Consider the following 19,804-nt stretch of genomic DNA (forward strand, 5'->3'; position numbering starts at 1 on the left):
GCCTCTTTTTCCTTTTCAAAATGGGGATTCTTCCTTGAAAATAATCAGTAATTGTGCTAAAATTAAAAGAACATTCTAAAATATTCGGAATTTAAAGTAAGGAAAAACATGGCTAATATTTTAAAAACAATTATCGAAAATGATAAAGGAGAAATCCGTCGTCTGGAAAAGATGGCTGACAAGGTTTTCAAATACGAAGACCAAATGGCTGCTTTGACTGACGACCAACTAAAAGCAAAAACAGTTGAATTTAAAGAACGTTATCAAAATGGAGAATCACTGGATTCACTGCTTTATGAAGCATTTGCGGTTGTCCGTGAGGGTGCTAAACGTGTCCTAGGTCTCTTCCCATACAAGGTTCAGGTCATGGGGGGAATCGTTCTTCATCATGGTGACGTGCCAGAGATGCGTACAGGGGAAGGGAAAACCTTGACTGCGACCATGCCCGTATACCTCAACGCCCTTTCAGGTAAAGGGGTCCACGTAGTTACGGTCAATGAATACCTATCAGAACGTGACGCGACTGAGATGGGTGAATTGTACTCATGGCTTGGTTTGTCAGTAGGGATTAACTTGGCTGCCAAATCTCCAATGGAGAAAAAAGAAGCCTATGAGTGTGATATTACCTACTCAACCAACTCAGAAATCGGATTTGACTACCTTCGTGACAACATGGTCGTTCGTGCTGAAAACATGGTACAACGCCCGCTTAACTATGCCTTGGTCGATGAGGTTGACTCTATCTTGATTGACGAGGCCCGTACACCTTTGATCGTATCAGGTGCTAATGCAGTTGAAACCAGTCAGCTCTACCACATGGCAGACCACTATGTAAAATCGTTGGACAAAGACGACTACATCATCGATGTGCAGTCTAAGACTATTGGTTTGTCTGATTCAGGGATTGACAAGGCTGAAAGCTACTTCAAACTTGAAAATCTCTATGATATCGAAAACGTAGCTCTGACTCACTTTATCGATAACGCCCTTCGTGCCAACTACATCATGCTTCTCGATATTGACTATGTGGTGAGCGAAGAACAAGAAATCTTGATCGTTGACCAATTTACAGGTCGTACTATGGAAGGTCGTCGTTATTCTGATGGATTGCACCAAGCCATTGAAGCCAAAGAAGGTGTGCCAATTCAGGATGAAACCAAGACATCTGCCTCAATCACTTACCAAAACCTTTTCCGTATGTATAAGAAATTGTCTGGTATGACGGGTACAGGTAAGACTGAGGAAGAAGAATTCCGTGAAATTTACAACATTCGTGTGATTCCAATCCCAACCAACCGTCCTGTTCAACGTATTGACCATTCAGACCTACTTTATGCAAGTATCGAAGCTAAGTTTAAGGCGGTTGTCGAAGACGTTAAGGCTCGTTACCAAAAAGGTCAGCCTGTCTTGGTTGGTACAGTAGCGGTTGAAACCAGTGACTACATTTCTAAGAAATTGGTTGCAGCTGGCGTTCCTCACGAAGTCTTGAATGCTAAGAACCACTATAAAGAAGCCCAAATCATTATGAATGCTGGTCAACGTGGTGCTGTTACCATTGCGACTAACATGGCCGGTCGTGGTACCGACATCAAGCTTGGTGAAGGGGTTCGTGAACTTGGAGGACTTTGTGTTATTGGTACAGAGCGCCATGAAAGCCGTCGTATCGATAACCAGCTTCGTGGACGTTCAGGTCGTCAAGGAGACCCAGGTGAGTCACAATTCTACCTCTCTCTTGAAGATGACTTGATGAAACGTTTTGGTTCTGAACGCTTGAAAGGAATCTTTGAACGTCTCAACATGTCTGAAGAGGCCATTGAGTCTCGTATGTTGACACGTCAGGTTGAAGCAGCTCAGAAACGTGTCGAAGGAAATAACTACGATACTCGTAAACAAGTCCTTCAATACGATGATGTCATGCGTGAACAACGTGAGATTATCTATGCTCAACGTTACGATGTCATCACTGCAGACCGTGACTTGGCACCTGAAATTCAGGCTATGATTAAACGCACGATTGAACGTGTCGTTGATGGTCATGCGCGTGCCAAACAAGATGAAAAACTAGAAGCGATTTTGAACTTTGCTAAGTACAACTTGCTTCCAGAAGATTCTATTTCAATCGAAGACTTGTCAGGCTTGTCTGATAAGGCCATCAAGGAAGAGCTCTTCCAACGTGCCTTGCAAGTTTACGATAGTCAGGTTTCAAAACTACGTGATGAAGAAGCAGTTAAAGAATTCCAAAAAGTCTTGATTCTACGAGTGGTGGATAACAAGTGGACAGATCATATCGATGCCCTTGATCAATTGCGTAACGCGGTTGGACTTCGTGGCTATGCTCAGAACAACCCTGTTGTTGAGTATCAGGCAGAAGGTTTCCGTATGTTTAATGACATGATTGGTTCGATTGAGTTTGATGTGACACGCTTGATGATGAAAGCACAAATTCATGAACAAGAAAGACCACAGGCAGAACGCCATATCAGTACAACAGCGACTCGTAATATTGCTGCCCACCAAGCAAGTATGCCAGAAGATTTGGATTTGAGCCAGATTGGACGCAATGAGCTTTGCCCATGTGGTTCTGGTAAGAAGTTTAAAAACTGTCACGGTAAAAGACAATAAAATGAGATAGTTTAGAGGCGGATACCTTGTGAAAAGTAAATTTTTACTTGGTATCCGTTTGCTTTATAAGGAGATGAGTTATGGTATTTACAGCAAAAAGTCCTAAAATCAATATTGAAGAAGTTCGTGCCTTATCAAAATTAGAAGGCCAAGCTTTGGAGAGAAAATCACAGCGCGATCAAGAGCTAGAAGCCATTATACGTGGAGAAGACCAGCGAATTCTCTTGGTAATCGGGCCATGCTCATCTGACAATGAAGAAGCTGTTCTTGAATACGCTAAGCGTTTGGCAGCTTTGCAAGAAGAAGTGGCAGACCGTATCTTTATGGTTATGCGTGTTTATACTGCCAAACCTCGTACCAACGGAGATGGATACAAGGGCTTGATTCACCAGCCTAACGCGACAGAAGCGCCTAGTCTTATCAATGGAATCAAAGCCGTGCGCCATCTTCACTATCGTGTCATCACGGAAACAGGTATGACGACAGCTGACGAAATGCTTTATCCTGAAAATCTTCCGCTAGTGGATGATTTGATTTCTTACATGGCAGTTGGTGCCCGTTCAGTTGAAGACCAGCAACACCGCTTTGTGGCCAGTGGAGCAGATTTCGCGACTGGTTTTAAAAATCCAACCTCTGGAAATCTCAATGTCATGTTTAATGGGATTTATGCTGCTCAAAACAAACAAAGTTTCCTTTTCCTAGGAAAAGAAGTGGAAACAACTGGGAACCCGCTTTCGCACGCTATTCTTCGTGGAGCGATCAATGAGTATGGTAAGAATATTCCTAACTACTACTATGATAATTTGATGGATACCATTGCCCAGTATGAGAAAATGGGCTTGGAAAATCCCTTTATCATTGTGGACACCAATCATGACAACTCTGGTAAGCAATATATGGACCAGATTCGAATTGTCCGCCAGACCTTGATTAACCGTGATTGGAATGAAAAAATCAAGCAGTATGTTCGTGGCTTTATGATTGAGTCTTATCTAGAAGATGGCCGTCAAAACGAACCAGAAGTATTTGGCAAGTCTATCACAGACCCTTGCCTTGGCTGGGAAAATACGGAAGCCCTTGTCAGAGAAATCTACCAAACGCTAGGAGAATAAGATGGCATTTATTGAAAAAGGTCAAGAAATCGATATTGAAGCAATCAAGGCAGAAACCCAATTGTCTGCGGAAGCCTTGCGCCTAAAGGAGCGCCGTGACAGAGAATTGGCAGACATCATTTCAGGAGAAGACGACCGTATCCTTTTGGTGATTGGTCCTTGCTCTTCTGATAATGAAGAGGCTGTCTTGGAATATGCCCGCCGTTTATCGGCCTTGCAAAAGAAGGTGGCGGACAAGATTTTCATGGTTATGCGTGTTTATACTGCTAAACCTCGCACAAACGGAGACGGCTATAAAGGCTTGGTACACCAGCCAGATACTTCTAAGGCTCCAAATCTGATTAATGGCTTGCAGGCTGTACGCCAGTTGCACTACCGAGTGATTACAGAGACTGGTTTGACAACGGCAGATGAGATGCTTTATCCGTCAAATCTGGTTTTGGTAGATGATTTGGTCAGCTATCATGCTGTTGGGGCTCGTTCTGTGGAAGACCAAGAGCACCGCTTTGTGGCCTCAGGGATTGATGCACCGGTCGGGATGAAAAATCCAACCTCAGGAAATCTTGGGGTCATGTTTAACGGTATTTATGCCGCTCAGAACAAACAGACCTTCCTCTTCCATGGCCAAGAAGTTGAGACTTCAGGAAATCCTTTGGCTCACGTCATTCTTCGTGGAGCAGTCAATGAGTATGGGAAAAATGAGCCTAACTTTTACTATGAAACCTTGCTAAATGCCATTGAACGTTATGAGACAATGGGACTTGAAAATCCTTTTATTCTCATCGACACCAACCATGATAACTCAGGCAAGCAATATATGGAGCAGATTCGAGTGGTTCGTAAGACCTTGCAGAATCGTGATTGGAATGAGAAGATTAAAAAGACGGTTCGAGGCTTTATGATTGAATCTTACTTAGCAGATGGTCGTCAAAACCAACCAGAGGTCTTTGGTTGCTCTATTACCGATCCTTGCCTAGGTTGGGAAAATACAGAGGCTTTGGTAGAAGAAATCTATGCTACCTTAACAAAATAATTGAAAAGGATGGAGTTGGGGAATCTCAACTCCTTTTGATGAGAATGATAGTTGGACACGGAATTGACATCGAAGAATTAGCTTCGATAGAAAGCGCAGTTACACGACATGAAGGATTTGCCAAGCGCGTGCTGACAGCTAAGGAAATGGAGCGGTTTAACAGTCTTAAAGGGCGCAGACAAATCGAATATTTGGCTGGTCGCTGGTCGGCTAAAGAAGCCTTTTCCAAGGCTATGGGAACAGGTATTGGCAAGCTCGGTTTTCAAGATTTGGAAGTCTTGAACAATGAACGCGGGGCGCCTTATTTTAGTCAGTCACCTTTTTCAGGAAAGATTTGGCTGTCTATCAGCCATACAGATCAGTTTGTGACAGCCAGTGTCATTTTGGAGGAAAATCATGAAAGCTAGTCCACATAGACCAACCAAGGCTCTGATTCATCTGGGAGCTATTCGACAAAATATTCAGCAAATGGGGGCTCATATCCCTGAAGGAACGCTCAAATTTGCAGTGGTCAAGGCTAATGCCTATGGGCATGGGGCTGTTGCTGTTGCGACGGCTATTCAAGATGATGTAGATGGTTTTTGCGTTTCGAATATTGATGAGGCCATTGAACTCAGACAGGCTGGACTCAGCAAACGAATCCTCATTTTAGGAGTTTCTGAAATCGAAGCTGTTTCTCTTGCTAAAGAATACGACATCACCTTGACAGTAGCTGGATTGGAGTGGATTCAAGCACTCTTAGATAGGGAAGCAGATCTATCAGGTTTGACAGTCCACCTCAAGATTGACTCAGGAATGGGACGGATTGGTTTTCGAGAGGCTCGAGAGGCTGAGCAGGCTCAAAATTTACTCCAACAACACGGTGCTGGTGTTGAAGGAATCTTTACCCACTTTGCGACTGCTGATGAAGAGTCAGATGACTACTTTAATGAGCAGTTGGAACGGTTTAAAACTATTTTAGCTAGTATGAAAGGTCTTCCAGAGCTGGTTCATGCCAGTAATTCGGCAACGACCCTTTGGCATGCAGAGACTATTTTCAATGCGGTCCGTATGGGAGATGCTATGTATGGTCTTAATCCTAGCGGAGAGGTTTTGGACTTGCCTTATTATTTGACACCAGCCTTGACCTTGCAATCTGCCCTGGTCCATGTCAAGACAGTTCCAGCTGGAGCTTGCATGGGCTACGGAGCTACCTATCAGGCGGACAGCGAGCAAGTCATCGCGACCGTACCGATCGGCTATGCGGATGGATGGACACGAGACATGCAAAATTTCGCTGTCTTGGTAGATGGGCAAGCTTGCCCAATTGTTGGACGAGTTTCTATGGACCAAATCACCATTCGCTTGCCTAAGATTTATCCGCTAGGAACAAAAGTAACCTTGATTGGCTCCAACGGTGACAAGGAAATTACAGCTACTCAGGTAGCGACCTACCGTGGGACTATTAACTATGAGGTGATTTGTCTTCTCAGCGATCGCATTCCGAGAGAGTATTATTAAAACAAAGAAAGGAGGGGGAGCATGAATCTACATCAACCCTTGCATGTCTTACCTGGTGTGGGACCAAAGTCAGCAGAAAAATACGCCAAATTAGGAATTGAAAACTTGCAAGACCTCTTGCTCTACTTTCCTTTCCGTTATGAAGACTTCAAAACCAAGCAAGTATTGGAACTAGAGGACGGGGAGAAGGCAGTCCTATCTGGTCAAGTCGTGACTCCTGCCAGTGTCCAGTATTATGGTTTTAAGCGTAATCGCCTGCGTTTTAGCCTCAAGCAGGGAGAAGTTGTTTTTGCGGTAAATTTCTTTAACCAGCCCTATCTAGCAGATAAGATAGAGTTGGGAGCAACCCTTGCTGTCTTTGGAAAATGGGACCGCGCCAAGGCTAGCCTGACAGGGATGAAGGTTCTGGCTCAGGTGGAAGATGACCTCCAACCTGTCTATCGCTTGGCTCAGGGAATCAGTCAGGCCAGTCTGGTCAAAGTTATCAAGACAGCCTTTGATCAGGGACTGGATCTCTTGATAGAGGAAAATCTTCCCCAGTCTTTGCTCGATAAATACAAACTCATGTCCCGTTGTCAGGCAGTTCGTGCTATGCATTTCCCCAAGGATTTGGCAGAATACAAGCAAGCCATTCGCCGTATTAAATTTGAGGAACTCTTTTATTTCCAAATGCAATTGCAGACGCTCAAGTCTGAAAATAGAGTTCAGGGAAGTGGTCTGGTCCTGAATTGGTCTCAGGAAAAAGTGACAGCAGTCAAAGAAAGGCTGCCTTTTGTCCTGACCACAGCTCAGGAAAAGAGTTTGCAGGAAATTTTGACCGACATGAAGTCGGACCACCACATGAATCGTCTTCTACAAGGGGATGTGGGGAGTGGAAAAACGGTAGTCGCTGGTTTGGCTATGTTTGCGGCAGTGACAGCTGGCTACCAAGCAGCCCTCATGGTACCGACAGAAATCCTTGCAGAGCAACACTTTGAGAGTTTACAGAACCTCTTTCCAGACTTGAAACTGGCTCTTTTGACAGGTTCCTTGAAAGCTGCAGAAAAGAGAGAAGTCTTGGAGACTATTGCCAAGGGTGAGGCTGATTTGATTATCGGAACCCACGCTCTGATTCAGGATGGGGTAGATTATGCTCGTCTGGGCTTGATTATCATCGATGAGCAGCACCGATTTGGTGTAGGGCAAAGGCGTGTTTTGAGAGAAAAAGGCGACAATCCAGATGTACTCATGATGACAGCGACTCCCATACCACGAACCTTGGCCATCACAGCCTTTGGCGATATGGATGTTTCCATTATCGACCAGATGCCAGCAGGGCGGAAGCCTATTGTGACTCGCTGGATCAAACATGAGCAATTACCTCAGGTCTTGACTTGGTTAGAGGGGGAAATTCAAAAAGGTTCTCAAGCCTATGTCATCTCTCCCTTGATTGAAGAATCAGAAGCTCTAGATCTGAAAAATGCTATTGCCTTATCAGAGGAGTTGACAGCTCATTTTGGAGGCAAGGCAGAAGTGGCTCTTTTACATGGTAAGATGAAGAGTGATGAAAAAGACCATATTATGCAGGAGTTCAAAGAACGAAAAACGGATATTCTGGTTTCGACAACGGTTATCGAGGTTGGGGTTAATGTTCCAAATGCGACAGTTATGATTATCATGGATGCCGATCGCTTCGGTCTCAGCCAGCTTCACCAGCTTAGAGGTCGTGTGGGTCGGGGAGACAAGCAGTCCTATGCGGTTCTCGTTGCCAATCCCAAGACGGATTCTGGGAAAGACCGCATGCGTATCATGACAGAAACCACCAATGGATTTGTCCTTGCGGAAGAAGATTTGAAAATGCGTGGTTCAGGTGAGATTTTTGGAACCAGACAGTCAGGTCTCCCAGAGTTCCAAGTGGCTGATATTATCGAAGATTTTCCGATTTTAGAAGAAGCCAGAAAGGTTGCTAGCTACATTAGTTCGATAGAAGGCTGGCAAGAGGATCCAGAATGGCGCATGATTGCCCTTCATTTGGAAAAGAAAGAACATTTAGATTAAGCTTTCTTTAGGGAAAACTTAAGCTAGCTTTCAGGTTTGACCCTTATACTAGAGTCATCAAAAAGAAACGAGGACTCTCATATGACAGTAACGATTAAAGTAAATTACCAAACCACTTTCCAAAAGAAAGAAGCAAAAAATTAAGATTGAACAGGAGAAAAAGGGCGGAGATGCTCTTTTTTCGTTTTTAAAAGCACAATTTATTGAATCTAAAATAGCACATTGCGGATTCTAAAAAAATTCTAGAAATTATAGTAGATTGAATCCGAAATAGTCCACCGAGTTTTCTAAAACGTTGCTAGAAATTAGCTTGAATTCCGCAATCAATTTGTTCAGTTTTTATTTCATTTAACTATAATTTGACTTTCCTAATTTCTTTGTTCATATCTTATTTCAATACACTATATCTTACTATTTCAGAGCCCACATCTAGCATAACTAAAAAAACAGATTCTTCCATCTATTACGGAAAAATCTGTCATTGATTTAATGATTTACAAAAACTCCAACCACGGCTTGCGAACCTCGTCTTTGCTGGTTTCTCTATATTTTTTAGTTCTTATTTATGATGCTCTTTCAATAGTTCTTCAAACTCAGCGACAGTCATACTCAACTGTTGACTGGCAACCTCGGAAGTCAGAAGACCTTGACGTACTAGATTTACTAGCATAGACAAACTTCCTTCAACTTTTCCTCGTTCAAGACCACGTTCTAAGCCTTTTTCTTCAGCTTGTTCCAAGGCATAGTCCTGTGCTAACAATGCTTGTTCTTCTCGCATACGTAGTTGACTAAACATTTTCCTGTCCTCCTCGGACCAGCTCTTGTAGTCCAGCATTTGGTCTGCTTGGCTGATGGCTCGCTCGGGTTGCTGGGTAAAAGGTTTATTCCCAAAAAACTCCAACCACGGTTTGCGAACCTTATCTTTGCTGGTTTCTCTGTATTTTTTGAGTTCCAAGAATGCCATCTTGACTAGATGGTGTTCCTGTCCATTGTTTGTGATAGTTAAGACCTCACCTGTCGTGTCCTCTCGCATACTAAAGCTGTGAAAAGCCAAGTCATCTTGGAAGTAGTTGCTGTCCACAATTGCAATGGCGTAAACAGGAGCGATATGCTTGTAACTCTGGTGGGTGTCACCTTCACGTTGGCGAATTTTCTCAAGATTCTGATTGACCTGACTACATAGATAAGCCCACAAGCGATTGATGAAAAAATTCTGATGATGTACTTGTATTTCGATAATAACCTGTGTTCCATTGTCCAACTCTGCCAAAACGTCTATACTAGTGTAAAAATCCTGAGCCGAGTAGGGCAGGGAAGGCAAGACATGAATATTGCTCCCCTCCAAAATGGTCACATTTTTGGCTGGCAAGTCCAGCATATCGCGAATAAATTGACAAGTGATTTCTGGATTGCTAAAGATTTTCTTAGCAACCAAATCGTTGGTCGGGCTGATGCCCGGATGTCTGAGAATCATCCATTCCCTCTTTCTATTATACCATATTTTAAAATCTAATTTTGCTAGATTCGATGGTTCTATCTATTTATTCGGAAAAAAGAGGATAAATGAAATAGTAAATAAAAAATAAGAACAGCGGATAAGCAATAAATTTTAAGATTATCTGTCTTCTCCGCTTATCTGATAATAAATAAGGTTCGCAATATAGCCTTTTCTCTCTACCCCATTTGCAACAGTCTTTAGATAGGACATCCAGTCTTATCCATAACATGACCTGAAGCTGGGTTGAGACTGGCATATCGTGCTTTGACTTTTTGAAAATCTGCTTGAGTAAAACAGAAGTCTAAGATAGCTTTTAAGGCCTCTGTCATAAGACCACGACTCCAATAGTTTTTTCCTAAAACATAGCCAATTTCACAACTGGAATCATCCTCATTCATCTCAATGATGATGATATCTCCTATCACTTGATCTGGGTTTTCTTTGAATTAAATGGCCCATTTGTAATAGTTGGGATTAGTATAGGAAACAACCCAATTTCGGATCGAGTTTCGAGTGATTTCGACATTAGAATGGGGATTCCAAGTAACATAGGTCAGATTCTCAGCAGACGAAGCCCAATTTTGAAACATGGCTTCCGCATCACTCTCCACAAATCTTCTCAAGATTAAACGGTTTGTCTGTAATATTTGTGTACCTATTGCTTTCATGATGTTACCTCGCTTTCTGGTGTGTGATTCTCTATTCAATCTCCATTGAAACTATAGTATATCGAGATAAACTGTAGACAAATCAACTGGGGCATTCACATTAATTTCTAAAAATACTTTAGAAGTTGATTGGTACTATTCTAGATTCAATTTATTAGACTTTCAGTCAGTAGGTTTGAAGAAATAAAATCTAAATTCATTTTCTATTTACCCTTCTTTCTTGCATTGATTACTTAGATATGCTACAGTGGTGGTAGCGATTACAAAATAAAAGGAGTATATTATGAAAAATCCAGCTTTGCTAGAAGAAATCAAGACTTATAAAGGACGGGATGAGGTTCCAGAAGATTTTGATGCTTTCTGGGATGAGGAAGTGAAAAAAGTTTCAACTCTTCCAGCCTACCAGTTGGAGGAAAGAAATTTCCACATTCCTCAAGTCAAGTGCTATGAGTTAACGTTTGAAGGAACCAATGAAGGCAAGGTTTATGCGCGCGTCGTTCTTCCAAAAAGTGAGGAGAAGGTTCCACTAATCTTCCATTTCCATGGTTATATGGGACGTGGCTGGGACTGGGCTGACATGCTGGCCTTCACCGTTGCTGGTTATGGTGTTGTTTCCATGGATGTGCGGGGACAGTCAGGTTATTCGCAAGACGGTTTGCGTTCTCCTTTAGGAAATACGGTTAAGGGACATATTGTCCGTGGGGCTGTGGAAGGTCGGGATCATCTCTTTTATAAGGATGTTTATCTGGACATTTACCAGTTGGTTGAAATTATTGCTAGTCTGCCTCAGGTAGATGAGAAGTGCCTTTCTAGCTATGGTGCCTCGCAAGGAGGGGCTCTAGCCTTGGTTGCGGCAGCGCTCAATCCTCGGATTCAGAAAACAGTTGCCATCTATCCTTTCTTGTCAGACTTCAGACGAGTGCTTGAGATTGGTAATACTAGCGAGGCTTACGACGAACTGTTCCGTTATTTCAAGTTTCACGACCCCTTCCATGAAACTGAGGAGAAAATCATGGCGACCCTTGCCTATATCGATGTGAAAAATCTTGCCCATCGTATCAAGGGTGAGGTTAAGATGATTACGGGCTTGGACGATGATGTTTGCTATCCTATTACCCAGTTTGCGATATACAACCGTCTGACCTGTGATAAAGCCCATCGCATCATGCCGGAGTATGCCCATGAAGCTATGAATGTATTTGTCAATGACCAAGTCTACAATTGGCTCTGTGGTAGTGAGATTCTTTTTAAGTATGTAAAATGATGAATGAGAGAGACCAGTAGCTCTCTTTTTTGTAGTTTAATAGTTGGAAGTGACAAGTTTTCAGTTGATCTCGGTGTGTAAAATAGGATGATTGGTAATAGATCGGTATAAGAAAGAAGCGAGGAATAGGTTTTCACTTATTTACAAATTATTGTTTATTATATGGCTATAATTGTATGGGAAGTTCTTAATAGTTATTCAACTCAAATCTCTCCATAAGCAAGAACATATATCAAATTATATATATCTATATTTCGAAATGTCATTCTTTTTTATGTTTCAAAATAATTTGATGAATAAAATTTATATCCAATAATTGCAAGCGATTCCAGCTTGTGTTATACTGTGAGAGTAAGTCTAAAACTTAAAGAAATAATATATATTAAAAATAGATTATATATTGAAAGTCGTGTAGTAGGAAGGAGGATGAAGCTGCAGGACTCATTAAGTTGTTTGGAATTCTAATGCACAAATTAACTTTGAAAGTTAAAGTGAGGTAATATATGTTTGTATGTTTAAAAGGTTTAGGAAAATTCCGTAAATCCAAAGCTTATGGTTTGGTTGGTTGCTTGATATTATCCGCAGTGCTTGGCTTAGCTGCACCAGAGTTACCAGTTATTGGTGGTGGAGTTGCTTATGCTGATGTTATTCAGGGGGGTAACGATATAAAAGATGTGGGAGTTCATAGCGATGCTGCAGATGGTGTAGCGATGACCTATACAACCTATGATAGTGGTAATAGTGGTCAACAAACGGCATCAGGTAGTGGAGTATTTGTTGCACCAAATGTGATGGTGACTGTTGCTCATAATTACTACGATAAAAAAACTGAAGATGGCTCTGCGGTTTTACGTGGTGGCGATTCTGCTAAAAGTTATGTCGTGATGAATTCAGATACGGAGAAAGTAAATAAAGTTCCTACGTCAGGTAGTACTGAAGTTGTAGATAAAGGTGCTATTCATGCTTATAATGAAAAGGATTTTGGAAGCTCTTATAGTAATGACTTGGCAGTGGTTGTAACTAAGAAAACTGTCGAAGCTATGACCAATGGAGAGGATTCACCAAGAGAGCTAAGTAAGACTGAGGTAGCCACAGGTAATTCGATTCGAATGGTTGGCTATCCTAATGACTTCACAACCTCTAATCTAAGTGAAGAAAATAGAAATCGACTAAAAGATGGAAAACCTTATGAAGTTGAAGGGAAAGTAAGTACTCTTAATAAAGAAAATGGTGCTGTTACTTATCATACGTCTGCTTTAGGTGGTTTTTCAGGCGCTCCTTTATTTAATGATAAAGGAGAAGTAGTTGGTATCCATCAACATGGAACAAATACTGCTAGTGAAGTAGAAGCTAATCGAATCGGTGGTGGTACTATCTTTACGGAAAAGCATAAAGAGTGGATTCGTTCTATGGTGGATAGATATGCAATCACGGGATGGTATCTAGATGGAACGACTCGTTACTATTACGACGAAAATCATAAAGCTCTAAAGAGTGTTGAAAAAGAAATTGATGGTGCGCGCTATCGTTTCAATGATAGAGGTCAAGCAACCTTATTAAGTGGAGTTGAAAAAGGTCGAGTTCTTCTTCGTCTGGAAGATGTGAAGGGCAATCGCTTGATTGCAGATAAGGTGGTGCAAACAGGTGAGGTTGACTCACCAATCGTATTCAATTTACGACAAGATTCAGACTTTAATCGATTAGTAGGTGATTCTCCGAATGCTAAGATAGTGTCTTATAATAATCTTCCTATCAATAAGTTAGTCACGGATACTAGTTGGTCTGGTGATTATGTAAGTAAAATAGCTCTAGGAAATACGGTTATTAAAGCTGTGTTAGACTCAGTAGCTCCAAAAACTGATTTTGCTCGTACGGAGGTTGGGAAAGTTGATTTAAGTGGAACTGCAAACTTACCAAAACCAAGTGAAATAGTAAAAAATGCACCAAATGGAGAACAAAATTTCCAAGCAACTACGCATATCTTAACACCCGATGGAACAGGTTCGGCAACATTAATTGCCCCTAATTTGTTATTAACTGTAGCACATAACTTTTTAACAGTTAATGGTTCTAAGGTTGTTACAAAGTCAGGGAAAGAAAATACAGTTTATAAGGCTACGTTACCAAATGGAACTTTTATCAATTTTTCTGATGAAGAGATTGCTTATTGGAACAAAGCAGAGTCTGTTTTTGGCTTTAAAAATGACTTAGCTCTCGTTCGATTAAAAGAAGCAGTAAAAGGAGTAACTCCTGTAGAAGTCGTGAAGCAATCTGCAAAAGTTACAGAAGGAAATACAGTTTCGGTTTATGGTTTCCCAGATAACAAGCTAAGTCCAGTTTTAGATAGTAAAGTAGTAGGAACTACTGACTTTGGTTCAGGTATAGAGGGAATCAGCTATGGAGGTACGAAACCTGGGGCATCTGGTGGTGGACTATACAATGATAAAGGTGTTTTAATCGGAGTTCATCAAAATGGAGTTATTGATAATCGTAGTGGTGGTTTAGTTTTATCAAAAGAACAATTAGATTGGGTTCGTTCCTATATTGATGGTCAACCAAAATCCCCAGTTTATGTGAAAGATAAAGAAGTAACATCACCTAAACAGGATTTGGATAAGGAACTAGCTGAAAAGTTGGCTTCAGCAACTGACAATGGAGTTGAAATTAGCAAGGAAAGCTTGAAAGAAGAGAAACCTACTAACAAAGAAGGAAATTCTGAAAATCTCCCTGAAAAAACTGAAAGTGCATATAACGTTGTGCTTCCTCCGCGTGATTACTTTGCTAGAGACTTGAAGAATGTTAAAACTGTATTTGAAAAAGAAGACCTTGCTACGAATGATGAAAATGGGCAAAGAGTTGATTTGGTAGAAGCATTAGATAAGTTAAAACATCTTCAAAATGCGACTATTCATATGGAGTTTAAACCAGATGCTAACGCTCCGCAATTCTATAATCTCTTTTCTGTATCAAGTGATAAGAAAAGAGACGAATATTTCAGTATGTCTGTTAATAAAGGTACTGCAATGGTCGAAGCACGAGGAGCTGATGGAAATCATTTCTACGGAAGTTATTCAGATGCACCGCTTAAAGTAAAACCTGGTCAATGGAATTCGGTTACTTTCACAGTGGAAAGACCAAAAGCAGACCAACCAAATGGACAAGTTCGTTTATATGTCAATGGAGTTTTATCTAGAACAAATACAAAATCTGGTCGTTTTATTCAAGATATGCCAGATGTCAATAAGGTTCAGATTGGAGCTACTAAGAGAGCAAACCAAACAATGTGGGGATCAAATCTTCAGGTTCGTAATCTGACTGTATATGATCGTGCCTTGAAGCCTGAAGAAGTTAAAACACGTAGTCAGTTATTTGAGCGAGCAGATTTAGTCAAAAAGTTACCTGAAGGTGCTCAAGTCACTGACAAAAAAGATGTTTTTGAAAGTGGAGTCAATGGGAAAGTCAATAAAGAGGGAATCAAGAGTTATCGAATTCCGGCTTTGCTGAAAACGGATAAGGGAACCTTGCTTGCTGCTGGAGACGAACGTCGTTTACATCATCTTGACTATGGTGATATCGGTATGGTAGTCCGCCGTAGTCAAGATAACGGACAGACTTGGGGAGATAAAATTACGATTTCTAACCTTCGTGACAATCCAGAAGCCAAGGATGCAGCTGCACCATCGCCCCTTAATATTGATATGGTTTTGGTTCAAGATCCAACAACCAAACGAATTTTTTCAGTTTATGATATGTTCCCAGAAGGGCGAGCAGTTTTTGGTATGCCAGATCACCCAGAAAAGGCTTATGAACAGATAGGAGATAAAACCTATCAGATCCTCTACAAGCAAGGCGAGACAGAACATTATACTCTAAGAGAGAATGGGGAGATTTTCAATTCACAAAACCAAAAAACAAACTACCGAGTTGTAGTAAATCCGACAGAGGCTGGATATAGAGATAAAGGAAATCTATATAAAGATAAAGAACTGGTTGGAAATATCTACTTTAAGTCAAGTGATAAAAATCCATTTAGAGTAGCCAATACTAGCTATTTGTGGATGTCTTATAGTGATGATGATGGGCAGACTTGGTCTGCACCAAGAGATATTACACTGGGTATTCGCCAAGATTGGATGAAATTCCTTGGAACAGGCCCTGGTACAGGTATTGTATTACGTACAGGCGAGCATAAGGGGCGGATATTGGTGCCTACTTACACCACAAACAATATTTCGCATTTAGGTGGTTCACAGTCTTCGCGTTTGATTTACTCAGATGATCATGGAGTAACTTGGCATGCTGGAGAAGCACCAAATGATAACCGACCTGTAGGAAATGGAGTTATTCATTCATCTACGATGAATAATGGTGGTGCACAAAATACAGAATCAACTGTTCTCCAATTAAATAATGGCGATGTCAAACTCTTCATGCGTGGTTTAACTGGAGATCTTCAGGTTGCTACTAGTAAAGATGGTGGCGTTACTTGGGAGAAAACAATCAAACGTTATCCAGAAGTGAAAGATGCCTACGTTCAAATGTCAGCTATTCATACGATGCATGATGGGAAAGAATATGTTCTTCTTAGCAATGCTGCTGGACCAGGACGTGAACGAAAAGATGGTTTGGTTCATTTGGCACGTGTTGAAAAGAATGGCGAGTTAACTTGGTTGAAACATAATCTGATTCAAGGTGGGGAATTTGCTTATAATTCACTGCAAGAATTGGGGAACGGTGAGTATGGTTTGTTATACGAACACAGGGAAAATGGTCAAAACTACTATACCTTATCGTATAAAAAATTCAATTGGGATTTTGTGAGCAAAGATTTTCTTTCCCCAACAGAAGCTAGAGTAAATCAAGTGCTTGAAATGGGGAAAGGCGTTATTGGTCTTGAGTTTGATTCAGAAGTTTTGGTAAACCAAGCCCCTACTTTGCGATTAGCGAATGGAAGTACAGCCGTCTTTATGACTCAGTATGATTCAAAAACTCTTTTGTTTGCGGCAAATAAGAAAGATGTCGGTCAGGAAATTACTGGTATAGCTGACGGTAGTATTGAAAGTATACACAATTTGACAGTCAACCTTGCTGGAGCTGGAATTCCTGGCGGAATAAATGCTGTGGAGAGTGCAACTTATGATATCAAAGATTATACAGGTGACTTGGGTACATCTGGTGAGGAAGCAACACCGACAGTAGCAACATCTGACTTCACAGGCGGAGTAAATGGCGAGTCTCTTGTTACAGAAGTTCCAGAATATCAAGGTATTCTATCAACAGTAGGTGAGGAAGCAGCACCAATAGTGGAGCACCCTGAATTTAGAGGCGGAGTAAATGGCGAGTCTCTTGTTACAGAAGTTCCAGAATATCAAGGTATTCTATCAACAGTAGGTGAGGAGGCAGCCCCAATAGTGGAGCACCCTGAATTTAGAGGCGGAGTAAATGGCGAGTCTCTTGTTACAGAAGTTCCAGAATATCAAGGTTTTGTATCAACAGTAGGTGAGGAGGCAGCCCCAATAGTGGAGCACCCTGAATTTAGAGGCGGAGTAAATGGCGAGTCTCTTGTTACAGAAGTTCCAGAATACCAAGGTTTTGTATCAACAGTAGGTGAGGAGGCAGCACCAATAGTGGAGCACCCTGAATTTAGAGGCGGAGTAAATGGCGAATCTCTTGTTGCAGAAGTTCCAGAATACCAAGGTTTTGTATCAACAGTAGGTGAAGAATCAGCCCCAATAGTAGAACACCCTGAGTTTAGAGGCGGAGTAAATGGCGAGTCTCTTGTTACAGAAGTTCCAGAATACCAAGGTTTTGTATCAACAGTAGGTGAAGAATCAGCCCCAATAGTAGAACACCCTGAGTTTACAGGTGGAGTTAACTCAGTAATGGCTCTTCTTGAGGAAAAAGAGGATTATCGGGGAGGAGTAAATGCAGTAGCTAGTGCAGTTCATGATATAGAAGATTATACAGGACCATTAGCTACAGCAGGAGATTCAGTAGTAAAATCTACTGATAAACAAGTAGATAATAGAGAAAGTGAAAATGAAGCAAACTCTAATCAAGTAATCCCAGTTCTTGCTCGTTCACAACGTATTTTCAAAAATAAAGCAGGAAGTGTTCGAGTTCAAGCTTCAGATGAAGTTTTGAAAAATGTTAAAACTGTACAAATAGAGGAAGTAAAAGTTAGCGGTTTCGATTCATTAAACTATAAAGCATTTGATATCAAATTGAAGGATGCAAATGGCAGATATGTTCAACCTGAAGGAAAAGTCCTTGTTACTTTTGCTACAGATCAGTCTGTTGAACATGTTTATTATGTGGATCCAGAAGGGAATCTACATCCTCTTGAATTCACACAAAAAGATGGAAAGGTCATTTTTGAAACCAACCACTTTAGTATCTATGCTATGACTTTCCGACTCTCTGTCAATAATCTAGCACTTGATAATCCTACAAAAGATAAAAAAGAGGAGGAGATTTCACCCTCACCTAAATTGTTATCTACAAATCAACACTCAGAATCAAACCAATCAGAGAATAAAGTAAGTAACAATGAACAAACTATGTTACCAAATACAGGTGAGTCTGCTTCATCACTAACAATCTTATTTGGTTTCGTAGGAGTGTTCCTTGGAGCAATGATTTCTTATAAGCGAAAAGACAGTTAGTTTGTCTATAGTTGTTCGTTGAACTTTTAGGTTCATATAAAATAAACCAGTCTAGAATCCTAAAAATGAGTTAGGATTTTAGGCTGGTTTTTTAGGATTCGTTTACAGCTGTAAAGGAACTCTTAAGCTAGATGGACAAGAAAGTTATTTCTTGATTCATGAATCGCAAGAAGAAGATGATGATCGGACTCGTATCTATCATAGTACAGAAATGGATGGGGCAATTGCTTATGGTAAACCAGGTAAGCGTACTCCATTATGGTTATCATCTGTCATTGATAAAGAAATGCGCTATCTGCATGAGATTATGCAAGGAGCTCCAGTATCAGAAGAATTTGCCAAACTATTGACAGGTGAAGCTGCTCTAGAAGCAATTGCTACTGCAGATGCTTGTACCCAATCTATGTTTGAAGATCGCAAAGTGAAGCTATCTGAGATAGTAAAATAAATATCGGTATTCTCTTATAATAAGTCAAGCACCCCTTTGAAAGTACTTTTAAAGGGGGTGTTTGACTTGCTTTCTTTTTAAAACTGAAATCTATTCTACTACAAACTATTGAAAGCGCTTTAAAAATAGTATATAATTGTCTCATAAGAAAAAAGGAAAAGGAGGAAAAAGGATGCCACAGATTACTAAAGAAGCCTTGATTAATCAAATTAAAGATGGAATCATTGTTTCTTGTCAGGCCCTTCCTCACGAACCGCTTTATACAGAAGCGGGAGGAGTTATCCCCTTGCTGGTCAAAGCGGCTGAGCAAGGTGGAGCAGTCGGTATCCGAGCAAACAGTGTTCGTGATATCAAGGAAATCAAAGAGGTTACAAAACTTCCGATTATAGGGATTATCAAACGAGATTATCCACCTCAAGAACCATTCATCACTGCTACTATGAAAGAAGTTGATGAACTAGCAGAGCTAGACATTGAGGTCATTGCTCTGGATTGTACCAAGCGTGAACGCTACGATGGTTTAGAGATTCAGGAGTTTATCCGTCAGGTCAAGGAAAAATATCCTAACCAGCTTTTGATGGCTGATACAAGTACCTTCGAAGAAGGTCTAGCAGCTGTAGAAGCAGGAATTGACTTTGTAGGAACAACCTTATCAGGTTACACATCTTACAGTCCAAAAGTGGACGGTCCAGACTTTGAACTAATCAAGAAGCTCTGTGATGCGGGTGTAGATGTTATCGCTGAAGGGAAAATTCATACACCAGAACAAGCCAAACAAATCCTAGGATATGGAGTGCGAGGTATTGTTGTTGGTGGGGCTATTACTAGACCAAAAGAGATTACAGAACGCTTTGTTGCTGGTCTTAAATAACACAATCTCAAAACAGAGGAGAGTGGTGGAAGCGTCGGATAAAATGAAAACGTATACAGATGCAAAGAACTCATTATCCAATATGG

10 protein-coding genes and 2 pseudogenes are annotated in these 19,804 nt (G+C 41.0%); 10 read left to right on the top strand and 2 right to left on the bottom strand.

Annotation, left to right across the window (positions count from 1 at the left end; all coding sequences use genetic code 11):
• Positions 1-108 precede the first annotated feature (108 nt).
• From secA to recG, 6 genes are all read left to right on the top strand, one after another.
• Positions 109-2,622: a preprotein translocase subunit SecA gene (gene secA / locus ACWPV5_RS01560; protein WP_454382037.1), complete on the top strand. Its 2,514-nt coding sequence runs from the start codon at positions 109-111 to the stop codon at positions 2,620-2,622.
• A gap of 80 nt (positions 2,623-2,702) precedes the next feature.
• A complete protein-coding gene (locus tag ACWPV5_RS01565; protein WP_049500894.1) occupies positions 2,703-3,734 on the top strand; it encodes a 3-deoxy-7-phosphoheptulonate synthase in 1,032 nt (343 codons plus the stop codon).
• A 1-nt stretch (position 3,735) separates the two neighbouring features.
• Positions 3,736-4,767 carry a 3-deoxy-7-phosphoheptulonate synthase gene (locus ACWPV5_RS01570; protein WP_454382038.1) on the top strand — a complete coding sequence of 344 codons (1,032 nt, stop codon included), beginning with the start codon at positions 3,736-3,738 and terminating at the stop codon, positions 4,765-4,767.
• Positions 4,768-4,811: 44 nt separating this feature from the next.
• Entirely contained in the window at positions 4,812-5,174 is a 363-nt protein-coding gene (gene acpS / locus ACWPV5_RS01575; RefSeq protein ID WP_033681488.1) for a holo-ACP synthase, read from the top strand.
• Complete coding sequence (gene alr / locus ACWPV5_RS01580) at positions 5,164-6,267, top strand: alanine racemase (protein ID WP_454382039.1); 1,104 nt, start codon at positions 5,164-5,166, stop codon at positions 6,265-6,267. Before acpS ends, alr begins: the two co-directional genes overlap by 11 nt.
• A gap of 21 nt (positions 6,268-6,288) precedes the next feature.
• Positions 6,289-8,304, top strand: coding sequence for an ATP-dependent DNA helicase RecG (recG, locus tag ACWPV5_RS01585; protein WP_261127585.1), 2,016 nt, complete (start codon positions 6,289-6,291; stop codon positions 8,302-8,304).
• A 559-nt stretch (positions 8,305-8,863) separates the two neighbouring features.
• On the opposite strand, the gene ACWPV5_RS01590 is transcribed toward recG, so the two are convergent.
• Both ACWPV5_RS01590 and ACWPV5_RS01595 read right to left on the bottom strand, forming a co-directional pair.
• The gene (locus ACWPV5_RS01590) at positions 8,864-9,778 is read right to left on the bottom strand and encodes an Rpn family recombination-promoting nuclease/putative transposase (protein ID WP_454382040.1); all 915 of its coding nucleotides are present in this window, start codon (positions 9,776-9,778) and stop codon (positions 8,864-8,866) included.
• 141 nt (positions 9,779-9,919) lie between these two features.
• Positions 9,920-10,470 (bottom strand): annotated as a pseudogene (locus tag ACWPV5_RS01595) (GNAT family N-acetyltransferase).
• A gap of 283 nt (positions 10,471-10,753) precedes the next feature.
• Between ACWPV5_RS01595 and ACWPV5_RS01600 the strand changes: the two are divergent.
• The 4 genes and pseudogenes from ACWPV5_RS01600 (at position 10,754) to ACWPV5_RS01615 (ending at position 19,718) form a co-directional block, all read left to right on the top strand.
• Positions 10,754-11,734 (top strand): acetylxylan esterase, encoded by a 981-nt coding sequence (locus tag ACWPV5_RS01600; RefSeq protein WP_454382041.1) that lies wholly within the window; start codon positions 10,754-10,756, stop codon positions 11,732-11,734.
• A 503-nt stretch (positions 11,735-12,237) separates the two neighbouring features.
• Positions 12,238-18,399: an SIALI-17 repeat-containing surface protein gene (locus ACWPV5_RS01605; protein ID WP_454382042.1), complete on the top strand. Its 6,162-nt coding sequence runs from the start codon at positions 12,238-12,240 to the stop codon at positions 18,397-18,399.
• Positions 18,400-18,499: 100 nt separating this feature from the next.
• Positions 18,500-18,847, top strand: a pseudogene (locus ACWPV5_RS01610) (Gfo/Idh/MocA family oxidoreductase); the annotation flags it as partial.
• Positions 18,848-19,019: 172 nt separating this feature from the next.
• On the top strand, positions 19,020-19,718 hold the full coding sequence (locus ACWPV5_RS01615; protein WP_001135682.1) for an N-acetylmannosamine-6-phosphate 2-epimerase: 699 nt from the start codon (positions 19,020-19,022) through the stop codon (positions 19,716-19,718).
• Positions 19,719-19,804: the final 86 nt, after the last annotated feature.

The organism is Streptococcus sp. Marseille-Q7156, from assembly GCF_965119495.1.